Source organism: Streptomyces sp. NPDC051776, from assembly GCF_040681345.1.
Taxonomy (GTDB): Bacteria; Actinomycetota; Actinomycetes; order Streptomycetales; family Streptomycetaceae; genus Streptomyces.
On the sequence record NZ_JBFAYQ010000006.1, the window covers coordinates 61,039 to 79,481 of the forward strand.

General features: G+C 70.0%; 15 protein-coding genes. 1 reads left to right on the forward strand and 14 read right to left on the reverse strand.

Annotated elements, in window-relative coordinates:
- The first annotated feature begins 193 nt into the window (after window positions 1–193).
- Window positions 194–3,367, forward strand: a complete 3,174-nt coding sequence (gene ileS / locus AB0M26_RS07505) for an isoleucine--tRNA ligase (RefSeq protein WP_365256036.1) — start codon at window positions 194–196, stop codon at window positions 3,365–3,367.
- A 96-nt stretch (window positions 3,368–3,463) separates the two neighbouring features.
- On the opposite strand, the gene AB0M26_RS07510 is transcribed toward ileS, so the two are convergent.
- From AB0M26_RS07510 to AB0M26_RS07575, 14 genes are all read right to left on the reverse strand, one after another.
- A complete protein-coding gene (locus tag AB0M26_RS07510; RefSeq protein WP_365256039.1) occupies window positions 3,464–3,892 on the reverse strand; it encodes a hypothetical protein in 429 nt (142 codons plus the stop codon).
- Window positions 3,893–3,992: 100 nt separating this feature from the next.
- Window positions 3,993–5,060, reverse strand: a complete 1,068-nt coding sequence (locus AB0M26_RS07515) for a DivIVA domain-containing protein (RefSeq protein ID WP_360853132.1) — start codon at window positions 5,058–5,060, stop codon at window positions 3,993–3,995.
- A 46-nt stretch (window positions 5,061–5,106) separates the two neighbouring features.
- Window positions 5,107–5,391 (reverse strand): YggT family protein, encoded by a 285-nt coding sequence (locus AB0M26_RS07520; protein WP_365256042.1) that lies wholly within the window; start codon window positions 5,389–5,391, stop codon window positions 5,107–5,109.
- Window positions 5,392–5,452: 61 nt separating this feature from the next.
- A complete protein-coding gene (gene sepF / locus AB0M26_RS07525; protein ID WP_365256045.1) occupies window positions 5,453–6,064 on the reverse strand; it encodes a cell division protein SepF in 612 nt (203 codons plus the stop codon).
- Window positions 6,065–6,188: 124 nt separating this feature from the next.
- Window positions 6,189–6,908, reverse strand: coding sequence for a YggS family pyridoxal phosphate-dependent enzyme (locus tag AB0M26_RS07530; RefSeq protein WP_365256048.1), 720 nt, complete (start codon window positions 6,906–6,908; stop codon window positions 6,189–6,191).
- A 10-nt stretch (window positions 6,909–6,918) separates the two neighbouring features.
- Window positions 6,919–7,650 (reverse strand): peptidoglycan editing factor PgeF, encoded by a 732-nt coding sequence (pgeF, locus tag AB0M26_RS07535; protein ID WP_365256051.1) that lies wholly within the window; start codon window positions 7,648–7,650, stop codon window positions 6,919–6,921.
- 10 nt (window positions 7,651–7,660) lie between these two features.
- A complete protein-coding gene (gene ftsZ / locus AB0M26_RS07540) occupies window positions 7,661–8,899 on the reverse strand; it encodes a cell division protein FtsZ (protein ID WP_365256054.1) in 1,239 nt (412 codons plus the stop codon).
- Window positions 8,900–9,178: 279 nt separating this feature from the next.
- Window positions 9,179–9,976 (reverse strand): FtsQ-type POTRA domain-containing protein, encoded by a 798-nt coding sequence (locus AB0M26_RS07545; RefSeq protein WP_365256056.1) that lies wholly within the window; start codon window positions 9,974–9,976, stop codon window positions 9,179–9,181.
- Window positions 9,977–10,025: 49 nt separating this feature from the next.
- Window positions 10,026–11,120 (reverse strand): undecaprenyldiphospho-muramoylpentapeptide beta-N-acetylglucosaminyltransferase, encoded by a 1,095-nt coding sequence (murG, locus tag AB0M26_RS07550; protein ID WP_365256059.1) that lies wholly within the window; start codon window positions 11,118–11,120, stop codon window positions 10,026–10,028.
- 6 nt (window positions 11,121–11,126) lie between these two features.
- Window positions 11,127–12,566 (reverse strand): putative lipid II flippase FtsW, encoded by a 1,440-nt coding sequence (gene ftsW, locus AB0M26_RS07555; protein ID WP_365256375.1) that lies wholly within the window; start codon window positions 12,564–12,566, stop codon window positions 11,127–11,129.
- A gap of 103 nt (window positions 12,567–12,669) precedes the next feature.
- Window positions 12,670–14,106, reverse strand: a complete 1,437-nt coding sequence (murD, locus tag AB0M26_RS07560) for a UDP-N-acetylmuramoyl-L-alanine--D-glutamate ligase (protein WP_365256062.1) — start codon at window positions 14,104–14,106, stop codon at window positions 12,670–12,672.
- Between the two features lie 11 nt (window positions 14,107–14,117).
- Entirely contained in the window at window positions 14,118–15,188 is a 1,071-nt protein-coding gene (mraY, locus tag AB0M26_RS07565) for a phospho-N-acetylmuramoyl-pentapeptide-transferase (RefSeq protein ID WP_365256065.1), read from the reverse strand.
- Window positions 15,185–16,615 carry a UDP-N-acetylmuramoyl-tripeptide--D-alanyl-D-alanine ligase gene (gene murF / locus AB0M26_RS07570; protein ID WP_365256068.1) on the reverse strand — a complete coding sequence of 477 codons (1,431 nt, stop codon included), beginning with the start codon at window positions 16,613–16,615 and terminating at the stop codon, window positions 15,185–15,187. Before murF ends, mraY begins: the two co-directional genes overlap by 4 nt.
- A 64-nt stretch (window positions 16,616–16,679) precedes the next feature.
- Window positions 16,680–18,362 carry a UDP-N-acetylmuramoyl-L-alanyl-D-glutamate--2,6-diaminopimelate ligase gene (locus AB0M26_RS07575; RefSeq protein WP_365256071.1) on the reverse strand — a complete coding sequence of 561 codons (1,683 nt, stop codon included), beginning with the start codon at window positions 18,360–18,362 and terminating at the stop codon, window positions 16,680–16,682.
- Between the last annotated feature and the right edge of the window lie 81 nt (window positions 18,363–18,443).

Sequence of the window (18,443 nt, forward strand, 5' to 3'; positions counted from 1 at the left end):
AAGAAAGCTCCGCTGCGGCGGCCACGTGGCCGGCGGCCCGCGGGCGAGTAGAACCGGCGTCGCGGCCTCAATGAGGGGGCGGTGGGAGAAGTGATCACCGCCAAGGAGGGTGGTACCGCGGGAGCACCAGCTCTCGTCCCTCCGACGGACTGCATTTTTTCTACAGACGTGACGTCCGCCGGAGGAAGATCCGATGACGCAGTACCGCCAGGTGCCCGCCCAGGTCGACCTGCCCGCGCTCGAGCACGCCGTGCTCGACTTCTGGCGCGAGGCCAAGGTCTTCTCCCGCAGCCTGGAGCAGACCGAGGGGCGGCCCGAGTGGGTCTTCTACGAGGGCCCGCCGACCGCCAACGGCATGCCCGGCGCCCACCACATCGAGGCCCGCGTCTTCAAGGACGTCTTCCCGCGCTTCCGGACCATGCAGGGCTACCACGTGGGCCGCAAGGCCGGCTGGGACTGCCACGGCCTGCCGGTCGAGCTCGCGGTCGAGAAGGAGCTCGGCTTCAGCGGCAAGAAGGACATCGAGGCGTACGGCATCGCCGCCTTCAACGCCAAGTGCCGCGAGTCGGTCACCCGCCACACCGACGCCTTCGCCGAGCTGACCACGCGCATGGGCTACTGGGTCGACCTCGACGACGCCTACCGCACCATGGACCCGGAATACGTCGAGTCCGTCTGGTGGTCGCTGAAGGAGATCTTCGGCAAGGGGCTGCTCGTCCAGGACCACCGCGTCGCCCCCTGGTGCCCCCGCTGCGGGACCGGCCTCTCCGACCACGAGCTGGCCCAGGGATACGAGACCGTCGTCGACCCGTCCGTCTACGTCCGCTTCCCGCTGACCTCCGGCCCGCTCGCGGGCGAGGCGTCCCTCCTCGTCTGGACGACGACACCCTGGACCCTGGTCTCGAACACCGCGGTCGCCGTCCACCCCGACGTGACCTACGTTGTGGCGACAGACGGCCAGGAGAAGCTGGTCGTCGCCGAGCCGCTGCTGGAGAAGGCGCTCGGCGTGGGGGCACCCTCCGGGCCGCAGGGCTCAGGGAGCGGCTGGCAGACCACCGGCCAGAGGTTCAGTGGCCGCGAGATGGAGCGCTGGGGCTACGACCGCCCCTTCGCCCTCGTCGAGATCGAGAACGCCCATTTCGTGGTCAACGCCGACTACGTGACGACCGACGACGGCACCGGCCTGGTCCACCAGTCCCCCGCATTCGGTGAGGAGGACCTCAAGGTCTGCCGCGCGTACGGTCTGCCGGTGGTGAACCCGGTCCGTCCCGACGGCACCTTCGAGGAGGACGTCAACCTCGTCGGCGGCCAGTTCTTCAAGAAGGCCGACGAGGCGCTGGTCGCCGATCTGCACACCCGAGGCCTGCTCTTCAAGCACCTGCCGTACGAGCACAGCTATCCGCACTGCTGGCGCTGCCACACGGCGCTGCTCTACTACGCGCAGCCGTCCTGGTACATCCGCACCACCGCCATCAAGGACGCCCTCCTCCGGGAGAACGAGCGCACCAACTGGTACCCGGAGGCGGTCAAGCACGGCCGCTTCGGCGACTGGCTCAACAACAACATCGACTGGGCGCTCTCCCGGAACCGCTACTGGGGCACGCCGCTGCCGATCTGGCGCTGCGAGGAGGGCCACCTCACCTGCGTAGGCTCCCTCACCGAGCTGTCCGAGCTGACGGGCACCGACCAGTCGGGCCTGGATCCGCACCGCCCGTACATCGACGAGATCACCTTCACTTGCACCGCCGAGGGCTGCTCGCTGACGGCGACGCGGGTGCCCGAGGTGATCGACGCCTGGTACGACTCGGGCTCGATGCCGTTCGCACAGTGGGGCTACCCGTACCGCAACAAGGAGATCTTCGAGAAGCGCTACCCGGCGCAGTTCATCTCCGAGGCCATCGACCAGACCCGCGGCTGGTTCTACACACTGATGGCGGTCGGCACGCTCGTCTTCGACAAGTCGTCCTACGAGAACGTGGTCTGTCTCGGCCACATCCTTGCCGAGGACGGCCGGAAGATGTCCAAGCACCTGGGCAACATCCTCCAGCCGATCCCGCTCATGGACCAGCACGGGGCCGACGCGGTCCGCTGGTTCATGGCAGCCGGCGGCTCGCCCTGGGCGGCCCGCCGCGTGGGCCACGGCACGATCCAGGAGGTCGTCCGCAAGACCCTGCTGACGTACTGGAACACGGTCGCCTTCCAGGCCCTGTACGCCCGTACGTCCGGCTGGGCCCCGAGCGAGGCCGACCCGGCACCGGCAGAGCGGCCGCTGCTGGACCGCTGGCTGCTGAGCGAGCTGGGCGCGCTGACCGACCAGGTCACCCAGGCCCTGGAGTCGTACGACACCCAGCGGGCGGGCAGGCTGCTCTCCGCCTTCGTCGACGACCTGTCCAACTGGTACGTACGCCGCTCCCGCCGCCGCTTCTGGCAGGGCAACGCGGCCGCGCTGCGCACGCTGCACGAGGTGATCGAGACGGTGACGCGTCTGCTGGCGCCGATCATCCCGTTCATCACCGAGCGGGTGTGGCAGGACCTGGTCGTGACGGTGACACCGGAGGCGCCCGAGTCGGTGCACCTGTCGTCCTGGCCGGTCGCCGACACCGCGCTCATCGATCCCGAACTCGCGCGCCGGATGGTGCTGGTGCGGCGTCTGGTGGAGCTGGGGCGCGCGACCCGTGCCGAGTCGGGTGTGAAGACCCGCCAGCCGCTGTCCCGCGCGCTGGTCGCGGCGGCGGGCTTCGAGGAGCTGGGCGCCGAACTGCGCGCCGAGATCGCCGAGGAACTCAACGTCAGCGAACTGGCATCGCTGTCCGAGGTCGGCGGCTCCCTGGTCGACACCACGGCCAAGGCCAACTTCCGCGCCCTGGGCAAGCGGTTCGGCAAGGGCGTCCAGGCGGTCGCCAAGGCCGTGGCCGCGGCGGACGCCGCTGCACTCTCGCTGGCGCTCCGCGAGGGCACCGCGTCGGTGGAGGTGGACGGCGAGACGGTGGCGCTCTCGCCCGAGGAGGTCATCATCACCGAAACCCCGCGCGAGGGCTGGTCGGTGGCCTCGGACTCGGGCGCGACCGTGGCGCTCGACCTGGAGATCACCCCGGAGTTGCGGCGTGCGGGGTTGGCCCGTGACGCGATCCGGCTGATCCAGGAGGCGCGCAAGAACAGCGGCCTCGATGTGGCCGACCGGATCGTGCTGCGATGGGAGTCCAGGGACGACGAGGTCCGTACGGCACTGACGGATCACGCAGAACTGATCGCGGACGAGGTGCTCGCCACTGACTTCGCACCGGGAGCGGCGGACTCCTCCTACGGCGACGCGTTTGAGGACGCGGGGCTGAGCCTCACGTTCCGCCTCCGCAAGACCGAGGCGTAGCACGGTGTGAGGAGGCGGCGCGCCCCGGCGCGGGTGCGCCGCCCCTCGCCTCCTCATCTCTCCCCGCAACGGCTGGGGCAGGCCCCTTGAGACCGCTCAGCCGAGCCGGAGGCGCTCGGCGAGGGTGCCCCGGGGACCGGAGGCGACGTAGAGCATGTGCGCGACAAACTCGTTGGGGCTCTCGCGCACGGTGAAGCCACCCGTGGTGAGGATCTGACGGATCGCCTCCCGCATCACATCCGCAACATGCGCCCCGTACCGCACCACCGGCGCCTCGGCCTGGTGTTGGAGGGTGCACCGCGTGATCGCGGATGCCAGCCACGGATGGATCCGCCACTCCACGTAGACGCCTCCCGATGCGTCACCCCCCGGGTCGATCGCCACCCGCACGCCCGCACTGACACGCGCGTCCATCCCGGGAACCACCGGCAGCCCCGCCGCGGCCAGCTCGGTCGACACATCCTCCGCGAGCATGCCCCATCGCCTGCGCGTCTCGGCGCTCGCCTGCTGGTAGCCGTCGCCCATGGTGGGGACGTTAGCGCAGAAAAGGGCCGGGCCCCGGGATTCGTCCCGGGGCCCGGCCCTTGATCTGCCGACTGCTACGCGCGCTCTGCGCGGTGTCCCGTCAGTTGTCGTCCTCGTCGATGAGGAATCCCCGCATCGGGGACGGTGCCTGCTGCATCGGCTGCGGGCCCTGCGGCCGCACCGGCGCCATCGGCTGGGTCATCGCCGGGGACATCTGCTGCTGACCGCCGTACGACGGACCACCGCCGCCCGGGCCGTGGCCGTGGCCGCCCATGGACTGGTTGCCGCCCATGGTGTGGCCGCCCATGCCCGCACCCGCGCCTGCCATGGACGGGGACGGCGGCAGGGAAGCGGTCGCCGGGGTCCGCGGCGGGGCCAGCGAGTCGTCGGCCTGGTTCTCCAGCTGACGGAGCTGGCTCTCCAGGTACGACTTCAGACGCGTCCGGTACTCCCGCTCGAAGCCGCGCAGGTCCTCGACCTTGCGCTCCAGCGTGGCGCGGGCGGACTCCAGGGAGCCCATCGCGACACGGTGCTTCTCCTGGGCGTCCCGCTCGAGCGCGTCGGCCTTGGCGCGGGCATCCCGCTCCAGTCCCTCGGCCCGGCTCCGGGCCTCACCGACGATCTTGTTGGCCTCGGAACGGGCCTCCGCGATCGCCTGGTCCGCGGTCTGCTGCGCGAGCGAGAGGACGCGGGCGGCGCTGTCGCCGCCGGGCCCCTGCTGCGGCAGGTGCGGCCCACCGGGACCACCGGGGCCGCCCATCGGGCCACCCATGGGACCGCCCTGGCCCATGGGACCGGGACCGTGCGGGCCCTGCGGGCCGTGGCCACCGGGACCTGCAGGCAGCTGGGGCGCTCCACCGGGCAGCTGGGGCGGACCCATCTGCTGCTGCGGCGGCACCGGCTGCGGGCCCGATATGGCGGCGGGGACGGGTGCCCCGCCCCGGTCCTGCTGCTCCGGTGGCTTGCGCATACCCTGCTGCTGGTTCTGCGCGGCGGCACGGGTCGCCGCGGCGAGCTTGGCGCGCAGGTCCTCGTTCTCCCGCAGCAGCCGGGTCAGTTCGGCTTCGACCTCATCGAGGAAGGCATCGACCTCGTCCTCGTCATAGCCTTCTCGGAGGCGGACGGTCGTGAACTGCTTGTTCCGAACGTCCTCGGGGGTCAACGGCATCTCTTCACCTCAACGTAGTCGTCGGCATATCGGCAGACCGTATCGTTCACAGCCGGCTCACGACGGTGATCAGGATGTAGACGATGATCATCAGTACGAAGAAGGACAGGTCGAGCGCCACGCCCCCGAGACGCAGCGGCGGTATGAACCGCCGCAAAAGCTTGAGTGGCGGATCAGTGACAGTGTAAGTGGCTTCCAGGACCACCACCATCGCCTTCCCCGGTTGCCACGAGCGGGCGAACTGGAAGACGTAGTCCATGACCAACCGGAAGATCAACACGATGAGGAAGCAGTACAGCGCGATGTAGATCACCTGCAGTGCGATGTCCATCTCGCGGCGCCTCTCCCCTTACTCGTGCCGGGCCTCGCGGCCTCGGTGACCATGTTGCGTCTCAGCTTTGGTTGAAGAACCCGCCCTCTGCGATGCGGGCCTTGTCCTCCGCCGTGACATCGACGTTAGCAGGCGACAAGAGGAAGACCTTCTGCGTCACTCGCTCGATACTGCCGTGAAGACCAAACACCAATCCAGCCGCAAAGTCGACAAGTCGCTTCGCATCGGTGTCATCCATCTCCGTCAGATTCATGATCACCGGGGTGCCCTCACGGAAGTGTTCCCCGATGGTACGGGCTTCGTTGTACGTCCGGGGGTGCAGAGTCGTGATGCGGTAGGGCTCGCGCTCGGACACGACCTTGGGCATGATCACCGGTGCGTTCTTCTCCAGATTCTGACGTTCAGGTGTGATGGACGCCACGGGGGCGATACGGGCGGGTCGTCCGCTTTCGGCGGCGAGAGCCAGAGGCTCGCGGGGAGCCGGGGCATGGACGACGCGTACCGATTCGTCCTGTTGTGTCCGCTCGGACAGGTGGGGCTGATGTTGCCGGCGGGGCCGCTCGGGCTCCGGCTCCGGTTCGAAATCATCGTCGGGGTCGAAGCCCCGGCCGTCGTACCCATCGTCCTCCACGAGGCCGAGGTAGACCGCCATCTTGCGCATCGCGCCGGCCATTCTCTGCGTCCTCCGCTCTGTGGTGGATCGGCTCCGTCACCGGTTGCCCTGGATCCACTCGGCCTGACCGCCCATTGACGGAAATGACCATATTTTCTACTGTGGTCCGACTTGATTGGCGACGTTACCGGAGCCTGGGTCTGACTCCGAGTACCGCAGTGCCGACGCGCACATGTGTCGCTCCGGCCGCCACGGCGTCCTCGAGGTCCGAACTCATTCCTGCCGACACCATGTTCGCAGCAGGATGCTCCGAGCGCAGGCGTGCCGAGATTTCCATCAGCCTGTCGAATGCCGCCCGTTGACGCCCGGCGTACACGCCGGACAGCGGTGCGACGGTCATCACACCTCCCAGCCGCAGTCCTTCGGCACCGGCGATCGCGTCGGCGATCTCCGGCACCTCCTCCGGTGCGGCCCCGCCCCTGCCCCCGGCGTCCCCTTCCTCGGCGTCCAGGGCGACTTGGACGAGACAGCCGACCTCGCGGCCTGCGCGCACAGCGGCACCCGATAGGGCGGTGACAAGTCGCAGGCGGTCCATGGATTGCACCATATCGGCGTAACTGACCACGGAACGCGCCTTGTTCGTCTGAAGTTGCCCTACGAAGTGCCAGTCGAGGGTGAGTCCGGCGCACTCCCCCGCCTTGGACGCCGCCTCCTGGTCCCGGTTCTCCGCGACATGGCGGACGCCCAGCTCGGCGAGCAGTCGGACATCACTTGCGGGGTAGGTCTTGGTGACCACGACGAGGGTCACCTCGTCCCGCTTGCGGCCCGCGGCGGCACAGGCCGCGGAGATACGTTCCTCCACCCGCGAGAGGTTCTGGGCGAGTTGAGCCCTGCGGTCAGTCATGCCAGTCCCATCAGTCCAGCCAGACATAGCCGGCCAGCCGACCCGTCGTACGGTCACGACGGTATGAAAAGTAATCGGGCGATTCCAGTGTGCAGATGTGACTCTTCTCGCACATCTCCACGCCAAATCGGGCAAGTTGAGCGACAACCCCGGCCGTGACGTCCACGGCGGGCGTCCCCCAGCTCGTGGTCGACCATGACTCCGGGACGGCCCGCGCCACGTCCGCCCGCATGTCCTCCGGCACCTCGTAGCAACGCCCGCAGATTGCGGGCCCCGCGAGAGCGGTGATCCTGGACGCCTGGGCCCCCAGGGCGAGCATCGCCTCCACGGTCGCCGGTACGACACCGGCCACCAGGCCCGGCCGCCCGGCGTGCGCCGCGGCGGCGACACCCGCCAAAGGGTCGGCCAGCAGGACGGGGGTGCAATCGGCGGTGAGTACGGCGAGGGCGAGCCGGCGCCGGGTGGTCACGACCGCGTCCACACCCGGGATCTTCCCGTCCGGCTTCCACGGACCGTCGACGACGACCACGTCCCGCCCGTGCACCTGTTTCATCCAGACGACGCCGGCGGGGTCCAGACGCAGTTCCTTCGCGACGAGTTCGCGGTTGGTCCGTACGGCGCCTGGCTCGTCGCCGACGGCACCGCCGAGGTTGAGCTGCTCATAAGGAGCGGCGCTCACCCCGCCCCACCGGTCGGTGAAAGCGAAGTGCGCGCCGCTCGATTGATGCTGGTGCCCTATCACGTCGGGTCGGTTACTTCAGGAAGTCCGGGACGTCCAGCTCCTCGGCCTGGCTGTCCTGGTACGGGCGGGCCGACGGCACCTGCGGAGCGGCGGCCGGGGGCGAAGGCACCTCACCGACCGGGGCCGGCTCGCTGCGCTCGGGCTCGATCTCTTCGGGATCGCGCGGAGTGACGGCTCCCAGGCCTCCGAAGGAGGGGCGGCTGCCGGTGTCGGAGGACGACGGCGGACGGCTGCCGCTCTGGTAGGACTCCTCGCGGCCGCTGCTCGTACCGAGCACCTTGTCGCGGTTCTTGGACGGCGGCTGCCCGCCGTCGAAGCCCGCCGCGATGACTGTCACGCGGACCTCGTCGCCGAGGGCGTCGTCGATGACGGCACCGAAGATGATGTTCGCCTCGGGGTGAGCGGCCTCGCTGACGAGTTGGGCGGCTTCGTTGATCTCGAAGAGACCGAGATCCGAACCGCCGGAGATGGAGAGCAGCACACCGCGAGCGCCGTCGATGGACGCCTCCAGCAGGGGCGAGGAGATGGCCATCTCGGCGGCGGCCACCGCGCGGTCGTCTCCGCGGGCCGAGCCGATGCCCATGAGCGCGGACCCGGCCTCGGACATCACGGACTTGACGTCGGCGAAGTCGAGGTTGATGAGGCCAGGGGTGGTGATGAGGTCGGTGATGCCCTGGACACCGGAGAGCAGGACCTGGTCCGCGGACTTGAACGCGTCGAGCACGCTCACCTGACGGTCGGAGATCGACAGCAGGCGATCGTTCGGGATCACGATGAGGGTGTCGACCTCGTCGCGCAGCGAGGCGATGCCGTCCTCGGCCTGGTTCGCGCGACGGCGGCCCTCGAAGGTGAACGGGCGCGTGACCACGCCGATGGTCAAGGCGCCCAGCGAGCGCGCGATGTTGGCGACGACCGGTGCGCCACCGGTGCCCGTGCCACCGCCCTCGCCCGCGGTCACGAAGACCATGTCGGCGCCCTTGAGCACCTCTTCGATCTCCTCGCGGTGGTCCTCGGCGGCCTTGCGGCCGACATCGGGGTTGGCGCCGGCGCCGAGTCCGCGGGTGAGCTCGCGGCCGACGTCGAGCTTGACGTCGGCGTCGCTCATCAGCAGGGCCTGTGCATCGGTGTTGATCGCGATGAACTCGACGCCCTTGAGACCGACCTCGATCATCCTGTTGATGGCGTTGACGCCACCGCCGCCGATCCCGACGACCTTGATGACTGCGAGGTAGTTCTGCGGTGCTGCCACGTCGAAGGCCTCTCGCCTCGAGTTACGTGTCCGCGCGGTTGCCGCGGTTTCGCGGGGCACGGACGCATGCCGATTTGGGACGGTCCAAAGCCGACCCGAACCCTAACGGTCAAGTTTAGGGTTACCAGTTGTGTCTGCCCTGTGGACTCTTCGAACGAGACACTAAGTCGACAAGTGCTGCGCGTTCAACGAACACGCCGAACCTCCCGTTTTTCTTTTCACCCTATGTGATCACGCCATGTGCTAGCCAACCAGGGTGCTGGCCTGCCGCTCCGCGCGTCAACTCCCTGACATCACAGGGGCGGTGGGAGCACTGACATCGAAGTGCTCGGCGCCCCGCGCCGTTTTCATGAGCGCGAGAAGTGTCTTCGCCTTGGCGGCTCCCCGTTCGCTGCTACCCCACGCCACGGTCCGACCCCCCGTCAGTTCCAGCGTGATGGAGTCATATGAACTGACTCGGACGACCCGGGTGTCGCGGTGAATGACCTCCGGTAGTCCGCCCGCGACGCGTACTGCCTCCCGCTCGAGCCTCTTCGGTCCGAATCGCTGGAGACTCGGTGAACGGCTCGCATCCAATTCCAGAAGCGGAACGCCTTTCGGCGCCCCGGGAACGGTCGCGTAGCGAACTCCACCGCTGTCCACTTCGATAAACTTTCCGCCCTTATCAATAAGAACTTCCGGTTTGCGTTCCGTCACTTTCAGACGGATTTCATCGGGCCAGACCCGTACGACGTCCACCGCACCGATACGGGGCAGTTGCGCCCGGAGGTGTGTGGCAATTCCCTCCGTGTCGACCGACATCAGAGGGGTGTTGAGCGGTACGTCCGCCGCCGCCGTCACCTGACGGGGTGTGAGAACCCGGGTCCCCCGGGTGCTCACCTTGCCCACCCGCAGCCACTTCGAGCCGTAGACGACCCAGGCTCCCGACGCCACGACGAGCACCACCAGTGCCAGCGTCACGAGGAGGAAACGGCGGCCGGGCCTTGGGAACCGGAACCTCCGTTTCCTGGGTCGCCGGGGCGGGCCGGACGGTACCGGCCTCCTCGCACCACGTTCGGCGGTCGTCGGTCCGGCCACGCTCCCTGGCTCCTTCCGGGGCCCGGGGGGAACCCGGGCCGTTACGGCCTCACGCCCGGTGGCGCGCCGCCATCGCCTCGTACACCATCCCGACGAGCAGGTCGTCGGCGTCCCGGCGGCCGAACTCCGCCGCGGCGCGGGACATCTCGTACAGCCGGTGCGGGTCGGACAGCACCGGGCGCACCTGGCTCTGCACCCACTCCGGCGTCAGCTCGGCGTCGTCGACCAGCAGGCCGCCGCCGGCCTTGACCACGGGCTGGGCGTTGAGCCGCTGCTCGCCGTTGCCGATCGGCAGCGGTACGTAAGCGGCCGGAAGCCCGACCGCGGACAGTTCGGCGACGGTCATCGCGCCCGCGCGGCAGAGCATCATGTCGGCCGCGGCGTACGCGAGGTCCATCCGGTCCACGTACGGTACCGGGATGTAAGGGGGCATTCCCGGCATGTTGTCCACATGCGGCAATTCATTCTTCGGGCCGACCGCGTGGAGGATCTGGATGCCGGAGCGCTGGAGCGCCGGGGCGACCGTCTGGACCACCTCGTTGAGGCGGCGGGCTCCCTGCGAGCCGCCGGAGACCAGCAGCGTGGGCAGGTTGGGGTCGAGCCCGAAGGCGGCACGGGCCTCCGGGCGCACCGCGGCACGGTCGAGGGTGGCGATGGAGCGGCGCAGCGGGATGCCGATGTAGCGCGCGTTGCGGAGCTTGCTGTCCGGGGTGGCGACGCCGACCTGGTGCGCGTACCGGGAGCCGATCTTGTTGGCCAGACCGGGCCGGGCGTTGGCCTCGTGGACGACGATCGGGACGCCGAGCCGCTTGGCGGCCAGGTAGCCGGGCAGGGCCACATAGCCGCCGAAGCCGATCACGCAGTCGGCCTTGGTGCGCTCGAGGATCTGCTCCGCCGCCTTGATCGTGCCGCGCAGCCGGCCGGGGACGGTGATCAGCTCCGGCGTGGGCTTGCGGGGCAGTGGTACGGCCGGGATCAGCGCCAGTTCGTAGCCCCGCTCGGGTACGAGCCGGGTCTCGAGTCCGCGCTCCGTGCCGAGGGCCGTGACCCCCACGGTCGAGTCCTGCCTGCGCAGGGCGTCCGCGAGGGCGAGCGCGGGCTCGATGTGGCCGGCGGTCCCCCCACCGGCGAGTACGACATGCACCGAAATTCACCGCTCTCCGGACGGCCGCCTCGTGGCGCGCCGTCGCATCGTCTTCCGTCTCACACCCGCCAGCTTCCTCCGGAAAGCCGGCTGCCGCGTGGCCAGGGCCGCCCGGGCCGCGGGCTCGGCTCGCGCGAAGGCGATCAGCAGCCCGATGGCGAACATGGTCGGCAGCAGGGCGGACCCTCCGTAGGAGAACAGCGGGAGCGGAACGCCGGCGATCGGCAGCAGACCGAGCACCGCACCGATGTTGACCACGGCCTGGGCCGTGACCCAGGTGGTCACACCTCCCGCGGCGTACCTCACGAAGGGGTCCTCCGTGCGTCCGGCCACGCGGATACCCGCATAGCCTAGAGCCGCGAAGAGTGCGAGCACCGACAGCGTCCCTGCCAGGCCGAGTTCCTCCCCGGTCACGGCGAAGATGAAGTCGGTGTGCGGTTCCGGGAGTTCACCCCATTTCTCCACACTCGCCCCGAGTCCGGAGCCGAACCAGCCGCCATTGGCCAGGGCGTAGATCCCGTGTACGGCCTGCCAGCAGCGGTCGCCCTCGCCGGGCTCGGTGGCTCCCAGGCAGGCGAGCCGCGCCATCCGGTTCTGGCTGGTGGTGATGAGGATGATCCCCAGCACGGCGGCGCCCGCGAGCACGCCCGCGAAGAGCCGAGTAGGGGCGCCGGCCAGCCACAGCAGGCCGAAGAGGATCGCGGTAAGGATGATTGCGGTGCCCATGTCACCGCCGAGCATGATCAGCCCGAGGAGCATAAACGCCGCGGGGACGAGCGGCACGAGCAGGTGCTTCCACTGGGTCAGCAGGCGCAGGTCCTGCTTGCGGGCGAGCAGATCGGCGCCCCACAGGACGAGCGCGAGCTTGCCGAACTCACTGGGCTGGAGCTGGAAGGGGCCGCCCAGCTGGAGCCAGTTGGTGTTGCCGTTGACGGTGTGCCCTATCCCCGGCACCTGCACCAGGGTCATCAGGAAGACCGAGACGGCGAGCAGCGGATACGCCAGCAGGCGGTGGAACCGTACCGGCATCCGGGAGGCGAAAAGCAGCAGCCCCGCACCGAGAACGGCGGCGACGAGCTGCTTGCGGAAGAAGTGGGTGGGGGCGAGCCCGGACTGCAGGGCCTGGATCATCGACGCCGAATAGACCATGACCAGCCCCAGCACGGTGAGCAGCATGCTCCCACCGAGGATCAGGTAGTACGCGGTGAGGGGACGGTCCCAGGCACGCCGGAGGCGGATGTGGAATTGCCGCAGTCCGCGCAGAGCGCTGCCGCGCGCGGGCTTCTTCGGGGTACGGGCACCGGCCGCGCCGGCCCCCGCCGGCTTCGGCCGTGCAGCGCGGGGCGCTGCCGTGCGCTCGCGCAGCGCCACCAGCGGGCCGCCCGCCCCGGCAGCGTTGGTGCTCAGGCGCCGGGCGGCGGCGATACGGCCCCGCAGACCGGTCATCTCTCGCGATCGGCCGTCCGCGGCGGTACCGGGCTGCTCGGCCGTCATGTCCCCTCCGTATGTCTGGTGCGCCGGATCCTTGCGCGGCGGGGACCCTCCGGCTCTACTGCCGCTGTTCGCCGCCGACCGCTTCGAGTTCGCGTACGGCTTCGGCGAAGGCGTCCCCGCGCATGCCGTAGTTGACGAACATGTCCATGGAGGCGCAGGCCGGGGCCAGCAGTACGGTGTCTCCCGGCCGGGCCAGGCCGGCCGCCTCCCGGACCGCCGCGGACATCGCCCCAGTGTCGGTCCGGTCGAGGTCCACGACCGGGACTTCGGGGGCGTGTCGCGCGAGCGCTTCGCGGATCAGGGCCCGGTCGGCGCCGATGAGAACCGCACCTCGCAATCGCTTCGCGGCACCAGTGACGAGTTCGTCGAAGGTGGCACCCTTCGCGAGGCCGCCGGCGATCCATACGATGTGCTCGAAGGAGGCGAGGGACGCCTCGGTCGCGTGGGTGTTGGTGGCCTTGGAGTCGTCCACGTACGCGACGCCGCCGACATCGGCGACGTGCGCGATGCGGTGGGCGTCGGGGCGAAAGGCGCGCAGCCCGTCGCGTACGGCCGTGGGCTCGACGCCGTAGGCGCGGGCGAGGGCGGCGGCCGCCAGGGCGTTGGCGATGTTGTGGGGCGCCGCCGGCGTGACATCGGAGACCTCGGCCAGCTCCTGCGCACTGCTGCGGCGGTTCTCCACGAAGGCGCGGTCGACGAGAATGCCCTCGACGACGCCGAGTTGGGAGGGCGCCGGGGTGCCGAGGGTGAAGCCGATGGCGCGGCAGCCCTCTTCGACGTCCGCGGCGCGGACCAGTTCCTCGGTGGCCGGGTCGGCGGCGTTGTAGACGCAGGCGACCCGGTTTCCCTGGTAGATCCGGCCCTTGTCGGCGGCGTACGCCTGCATCGAGCCGTGCCAGTCGAGGTGGTCGGGCGCGAGGTTGAGGACGGCGGCGGAATGGGCTCGGACGGAGGGCGCCCAGTGGAGCTGGTAGCTGGAGAGCTCGACGGCCAGGACGTCGTACGGCTCCTCGGAGAGCACCACATCGATGATCGGGGTGCCGATGTTCCCGACGGCGGCGGTTCGGAGCCCGGCGGCGGTGAGGATCGAGGCGAGCATCTGGACGGTGGTGGTCTTGCCGTTGGTGCCGGTGACGGCGAGCCAGGGGGCGGCCCCGGGCCCGCGGAGGCGCCAGGCGATCTCCACGTCGCCGACGACGTCGACACCTGCCTTCGCCGCGGCCAGGAACAGCGGGCTGTCGGGCTTCCAGCCGGGCGAGGTGACGACCAGCTCCGTGCCCTCGGGGAGCGTCGCCCCGTCGCCGAGCCTGACCGAGATCCCCTCGCCCTCCAGGGAGGCCGCGGTCTCCCGCTGCCGCTCCCCGTCACCGCCGTCCACGACCGTTACGGCGGCCCCGAGGCGGGCCAGGGCACGGGCGGCGCTCATGCCGCTCACCCCCAGGCCCGCGACGGTGACGTTCCCCCAGCTACCGCTGGGGGGGAGTGCCCCCATGTCCCGTTCGATCACTTGTCGGCCGCCCAGCCCGCGTAGAAGAGCCCCAGACCCACGATCACGCACATACCTTGAATGATCCAGAATCTGACCACCACGAGCACTTCGGTCCAGCCCTTGAGCTCGAAGTGGTGTTGCAGCGGCGCCATTCGGAAGACCCGTTTTCCGGTCAGGCGGAAGGAGCCGACCTGGATCACCACGGACATGGTGATGAGGACGAACAGGCCGCCGAGGAGGGCGAGCAGCAACTCCGTACGGGAGCAGATCGCCAGGCCCGCGAGCGCGCCGCCGAGGGCGAGCGATCCGGTGTCGCCCATGAAGATCTTGGCGGGCGAGGTGTTCCACCACAGGAAGCCGAAGCAGGCGCCCATGAGGGCGGAGGCGACGACGGCGAGGTCGAGCGGGTCACGGACCTCGAAGCAGGCACCGGGGTTGGTGAGGGTGGCGGCGTTGGCGCAGGACTCCTGGTACTTCCAGACGCCGATGAAGGTGTACGCGCCGAAGACCATCACGGAGGCTCCGGTGGCCAGGCCGTCGAGACCGTCGGTGAGGTTCACGCCGTTCGACATCGCGAGGATCATGAACAGCGCCCACATCGTGAAGACGACCGGGCCCAGCGACCAGCCGAAGTCCTGCGTGAAGGACAGCTTGTCGATGGCCGGCGTCTGGCCGCGCGAGTCCGCGAAGTTGAGCGAGAGGATCGCGAACGCGATACCGACGATGAGCTGGCCGGCCATCTTCGCCTTGGCGCGCAGACCGAGGCTCCGCTGCTTGACGATCTTGATGTAGTCGTCGAGGAAGCCGACCAGGCCCATGCCGGTCATGAGGAAGAGCACGAGCACACCCGAGAAGGTCGGCTCGCTGGAGGTGATCACCTTCGTCAGGACGTACGCGATGAGCGTGGCCAGGATGAAGGCGATACCACCCATGGTCGGGGTGCCGCGCTTGCTGTGGTGGTCGCGCGGACCGTCGTCACGGATGTACTGCCCGTATCCCTTGCGGGCCAGCAGGCGGATCAGCAGCGGAGTACCGACCAGGGTGAGGAAGAGCCCGATGACTCCGGAGAAGAGGATCTGCCTCATCGACCGGCGACCTCGCCCTCGCCGGCGCCCTCCAGCAGGGCCTGTGCGATCCGTTCCAGGCCGGCCGACCTGGATGCCTTCACCAGCACGGCGTCCCCCGGGCGCAGCTCAGTGCGCAACAGGTCGATCGCCGCCTCCGCGTCGGACACGTGCACCGACTCCTCACCCCACGAACCCTCGTTCTTGGCGCCCATGTCGAGCCAGGCGGCCTCCTGGCCCCCTACCGCCACGAGCCTGCTGACGTTGAGCCGGACGGCCAGCCGTCCGACAGCGTCGTGCTCGGCCAGCGAATCGTCGCCGAGCTCGGCCATAGGGCCGAGGACCGCCCACGTGCGGCCCCCTTTCTCCCGGGAGGCTGCTCCCATGGCGACGAGCGCTCGCAGGGCGGCTCGCATGGAGTCGGGGTTCGCGTTGTAGGCGTCATTGACGACCGTCACGCCGTCCGAGCGCTCGGTGACCTCCATACGCCAGCGGGAGAGCTGTCCCGCCTCGGAGAGCGCCTGGGCGATCTCGTCGACGGGCATGCCCAACTCATGGGCGACGGCGGCCGCGGCGAGCGCGTTCGACACGTGGTGCTCACCGTACAGGCGCATGGTCACAGCGCTGCACCCGGCCGGTGTGCGAAGCGTGAACGTGGGCAGCCCGTTGGCGGTGAGGCGGACGTCCTCGGCGCGGACGTCGGCATCCTCCGCCTCGCCGAAGAGCACCGTACGGGCCTTGGTGCGGGAGGCCATGGCGCGTACGAGGGGGTCGTCGGCGTTGAGCAGGGCGACACCGCCTTCGTCCTCCGCGGGCAGTCCTTCGACCAACTCCCCCTTGGCCAGGGCGATCTGCTCACGGCCACCGAACTCCCCGATGTGCGCGGTGCCGACATTGAGGACGAGGCCGATCCGGGGCGGGGTGAGTTCGGCGAGATAGCGGATGTGACCGATCCCGCGGGCGCCCATCTCCAGGACGAGGTGCCGGGTGCCGGCCTCGGCGCGCAGGGCGGTGACCGGCAGGCCGATCTCGTTGTTGAAGTTGCCGAGCGTGTAGACGGTGGGCCCGATCCGCTCCAGGAGCTGGGCGATCAGGTCCTTGGTGCTGGTCTTGCCGGACGAGCCGGTGAGGGCGACGACCGTGGCACCGAGGCGTTCCACGACATGGCGGGCGAGGGCCCCGAGGGCGGCGACGACGTCGGCCACGACGATCGCGGGCACGCCGACGGGGCGGGCGGCCAGTACGGCGACGGCTCCCGCCTCGACGGCGCGCTGCGCGTAGTCGTGCCCGTCGACCCGCTCACCGGGGAGGGCGGCGAAGAGGCTGCCGGGCCGTACCTCACGGGAGTCGATGACGACGGACCCTGTGACCTGGCGGTCGGGGTCCGGTATGTCGTGCGGCCGCCCGGAGACCACATGGGCGATCTCGGCGAGTGAGAGGGCGATCACCGGTCACCTCCGTCGCGGCTGGGAGGTTTCCGGCTGTTGTTCGGTGCGCGCATGGCGTTGTGTGTCATCCCTGGGGTTTCGGGTGTCGGACTGACTCGATGGCCTCGCGCAGCACCTGACGGTCGTCGAAGGGACGCACCACACCGGCGATGTCCTGCCCCTGCTCGTGCCCCTTGCCGGCGACGAGCACGGTGTCGCCGGGCTCGGCGCGTGCGACCGCGGCGGCGATGGCGGCGGCCCGGTCCTCCTCGATGAGAACGGTGCCGCGCTCGTGGACCGGCACCTCGGCGGCGCCGGAGAGCATGGCGGCGAGGATCGCGAGCGGATCCTCGGAGCGCGGGTTGTCGGAGGTCAGGATGGCGGTGTCGGCGAGCCGGGCCAGCGCGCCACCCATCGGGCCGCGCTTGTGCGGGTCGCGGTCGCCGCCGCAGCCGAGTACGGCGTGCAGCTTGCCCTCGGTGACCTTGCGCAGGGCGCGCAGGACGGACTCGACGGCGTCGGGCTTGTGGGCGTAGTCGACGACGGCGAGGTAGTCCTGGCCCGCGTCCACGCGCTCCAGCCGCCCGGGGACGCCGGGGACGGCCGCGACGCCGTCTGCGGCGGTCTGCGGCTCGACGCCGGCGACGACGAGGGCGGTGATGGCGGCGAGCGCGTTGGCGACGTTGAACGGGCCGGGGAGCGGTGCGGCGGCCCGTACCGTCTCGCCGCTGGGGCCGAGCGCGGTGAAGGTCGAGCCGAGCGGGCCGACCTCGACGTCGTCGGCACGCCAGTCGGCGTCGGGGTGTCCCTCGGCGGAGAAGGTGGTGACGGGGACTGCGGACTCCTCGGCGAGCCGCTTGCCGTACTCGTCATCCAGGTTGACGACACCGACGCGGCTGCGGGCCTGCGTGAAGAGCTGGGCCTTGGCCGCGAAGTAGTCCTCCATGTCCGGGTGGAAGTCGAGGTGCTCCGGCGAGAGGTTGTTGAAGACGGCGACGTCGAAGACCGTGCCGTCGACCCGGCCGAGCACCAGCGCGTGGCTGGAGACCTCCATGGCCACCGAGTGGACGCCGCGCTCGCGCATCACCGCGAAGAGCGCCTGCAGGTCCGTGGCCTCGGGGGTGGTGCGTTCGCTCTTGAGCCGCTTGTCGCCGATCCGCGACTCGACGGTGCCGATGAGGCCGGTGAGCGCGGGCGTGCCCGATCCTCCGGCCGCAGCTTCGCGCCGCTGCTCCGCGGCCCGCAGACCGCCCTCGATGAGATACGCGGTGGTGGTCTTGCCCGAGGTGCCGGTGATACCGATCTGCAGCAGGTCTCGGCCGGGATCGCCGTAGATCGCGGCGGCCAGCCCGCCCATCCGGCCCCGCGGGTGGTCCACGACGAGGACGGGCAGGCCGGTGGCGGCAGCGCGGTCGGCGCCCACGGGGTCGGTCAGAATCGCGGCGGCGCCGAGGTCGACGGCCTGGGCCGCGAAGTCCGCACCGTGGAAGCGGGCACCGGGCAGCGCGGCGTAGATGTCACCGGGGCGTACGGCCCTTGAGTCGTGGGTGATGCCCGTGACCTTGGCGTCGACGCCCGGCTCGGCGATGAGGCGGGGGCCGGCGGCGTCCGCGCCAGGAGTACCGGCCGGTGATGGAGGGGCGGTGATGCCGAGCTGATCCGCCAGGGCCGCGAGCGGTGTCGGGCGAACCTGCTCGGGGCGGGGCGGGCCCGGATAGGTCGTGGTGACGTCCTGCGGGACGGTGTGGGACTGATCAGCATGTGGCACGGCGGTGAGCGTACCCGGCGCGGCCGTGCTGTCGCGAAACAAGGTACGGGCCGAGTCCTGGTTTCCGGAATCGGGCGTGAT

Excerpts from the sequence above, each read along its gene's own strand:
- ileS (WP_365256036.1), top strand. The coding sequence starts at position 194 with ATGACGCAGTACCGCCAGGTGCCCGCCCAGGTCGACCTGCCCGCGCTC.
- AB0M26_RS07510 (WP_365256039.1), bottom strand. The coding sequence starts at position 3,892 with ATGGGCGACGGCTACCAGCAGGCGAGCGCCGAGACGCGCAGGCGATGG.
- AB0M26_RS07515 (WP_360853132.1), bottom strand. The coding sequence starts at position 5,060 with ATGCCGTTGACCCCCGAGGACGTTCGGAACAAGCAGTTCACGACCGTC.
- AB0M26_RS07520 (WP_365256042.1), bottom strand. The coding sequence starts at position 5,391 with ATGGACATCGCACTGCAGGTGATCTACATCGCGCTGTACTGCTTCCTC.
- sepF (WP_365256045.1), bottom strand. The coding sequence starts at position 6,064 with ATGGCCGGCGCGATGCGCAAGATGGCGGTCTACCTCGGCCTCGTGGAG.
- AB0M26_RS07530 (WP_365256048.1), bottom strand. The coding sequence starts at position 6,908 with ATGACTGACCGCAGGGCTCAACTCGCCCAGAACCTCTCGCGGGTGGAG.
- ftsW (WP_365256375.1), bottom strand. The coding sequence starts at position 12,566 with ATGACCGGTCTGCGGGGCCGTATCGCCGCCGCCCGGCGCCTGAGCACC.
- murD (WP_365256062.1), bottom strand. The coding sequence starts at position 14,106 with ATGGGGGCACTCCCCCCCAGCGGTAGCTGGGGGAACGTCACCGTCGCG.
- mraY (WP_365256065.1), bottom strand. The coding sequence starts at position 15,188 with ATGAGGCAGATCCTCTTCTCCGGAGTCATCGGGCTCTTCCTCACCCTG.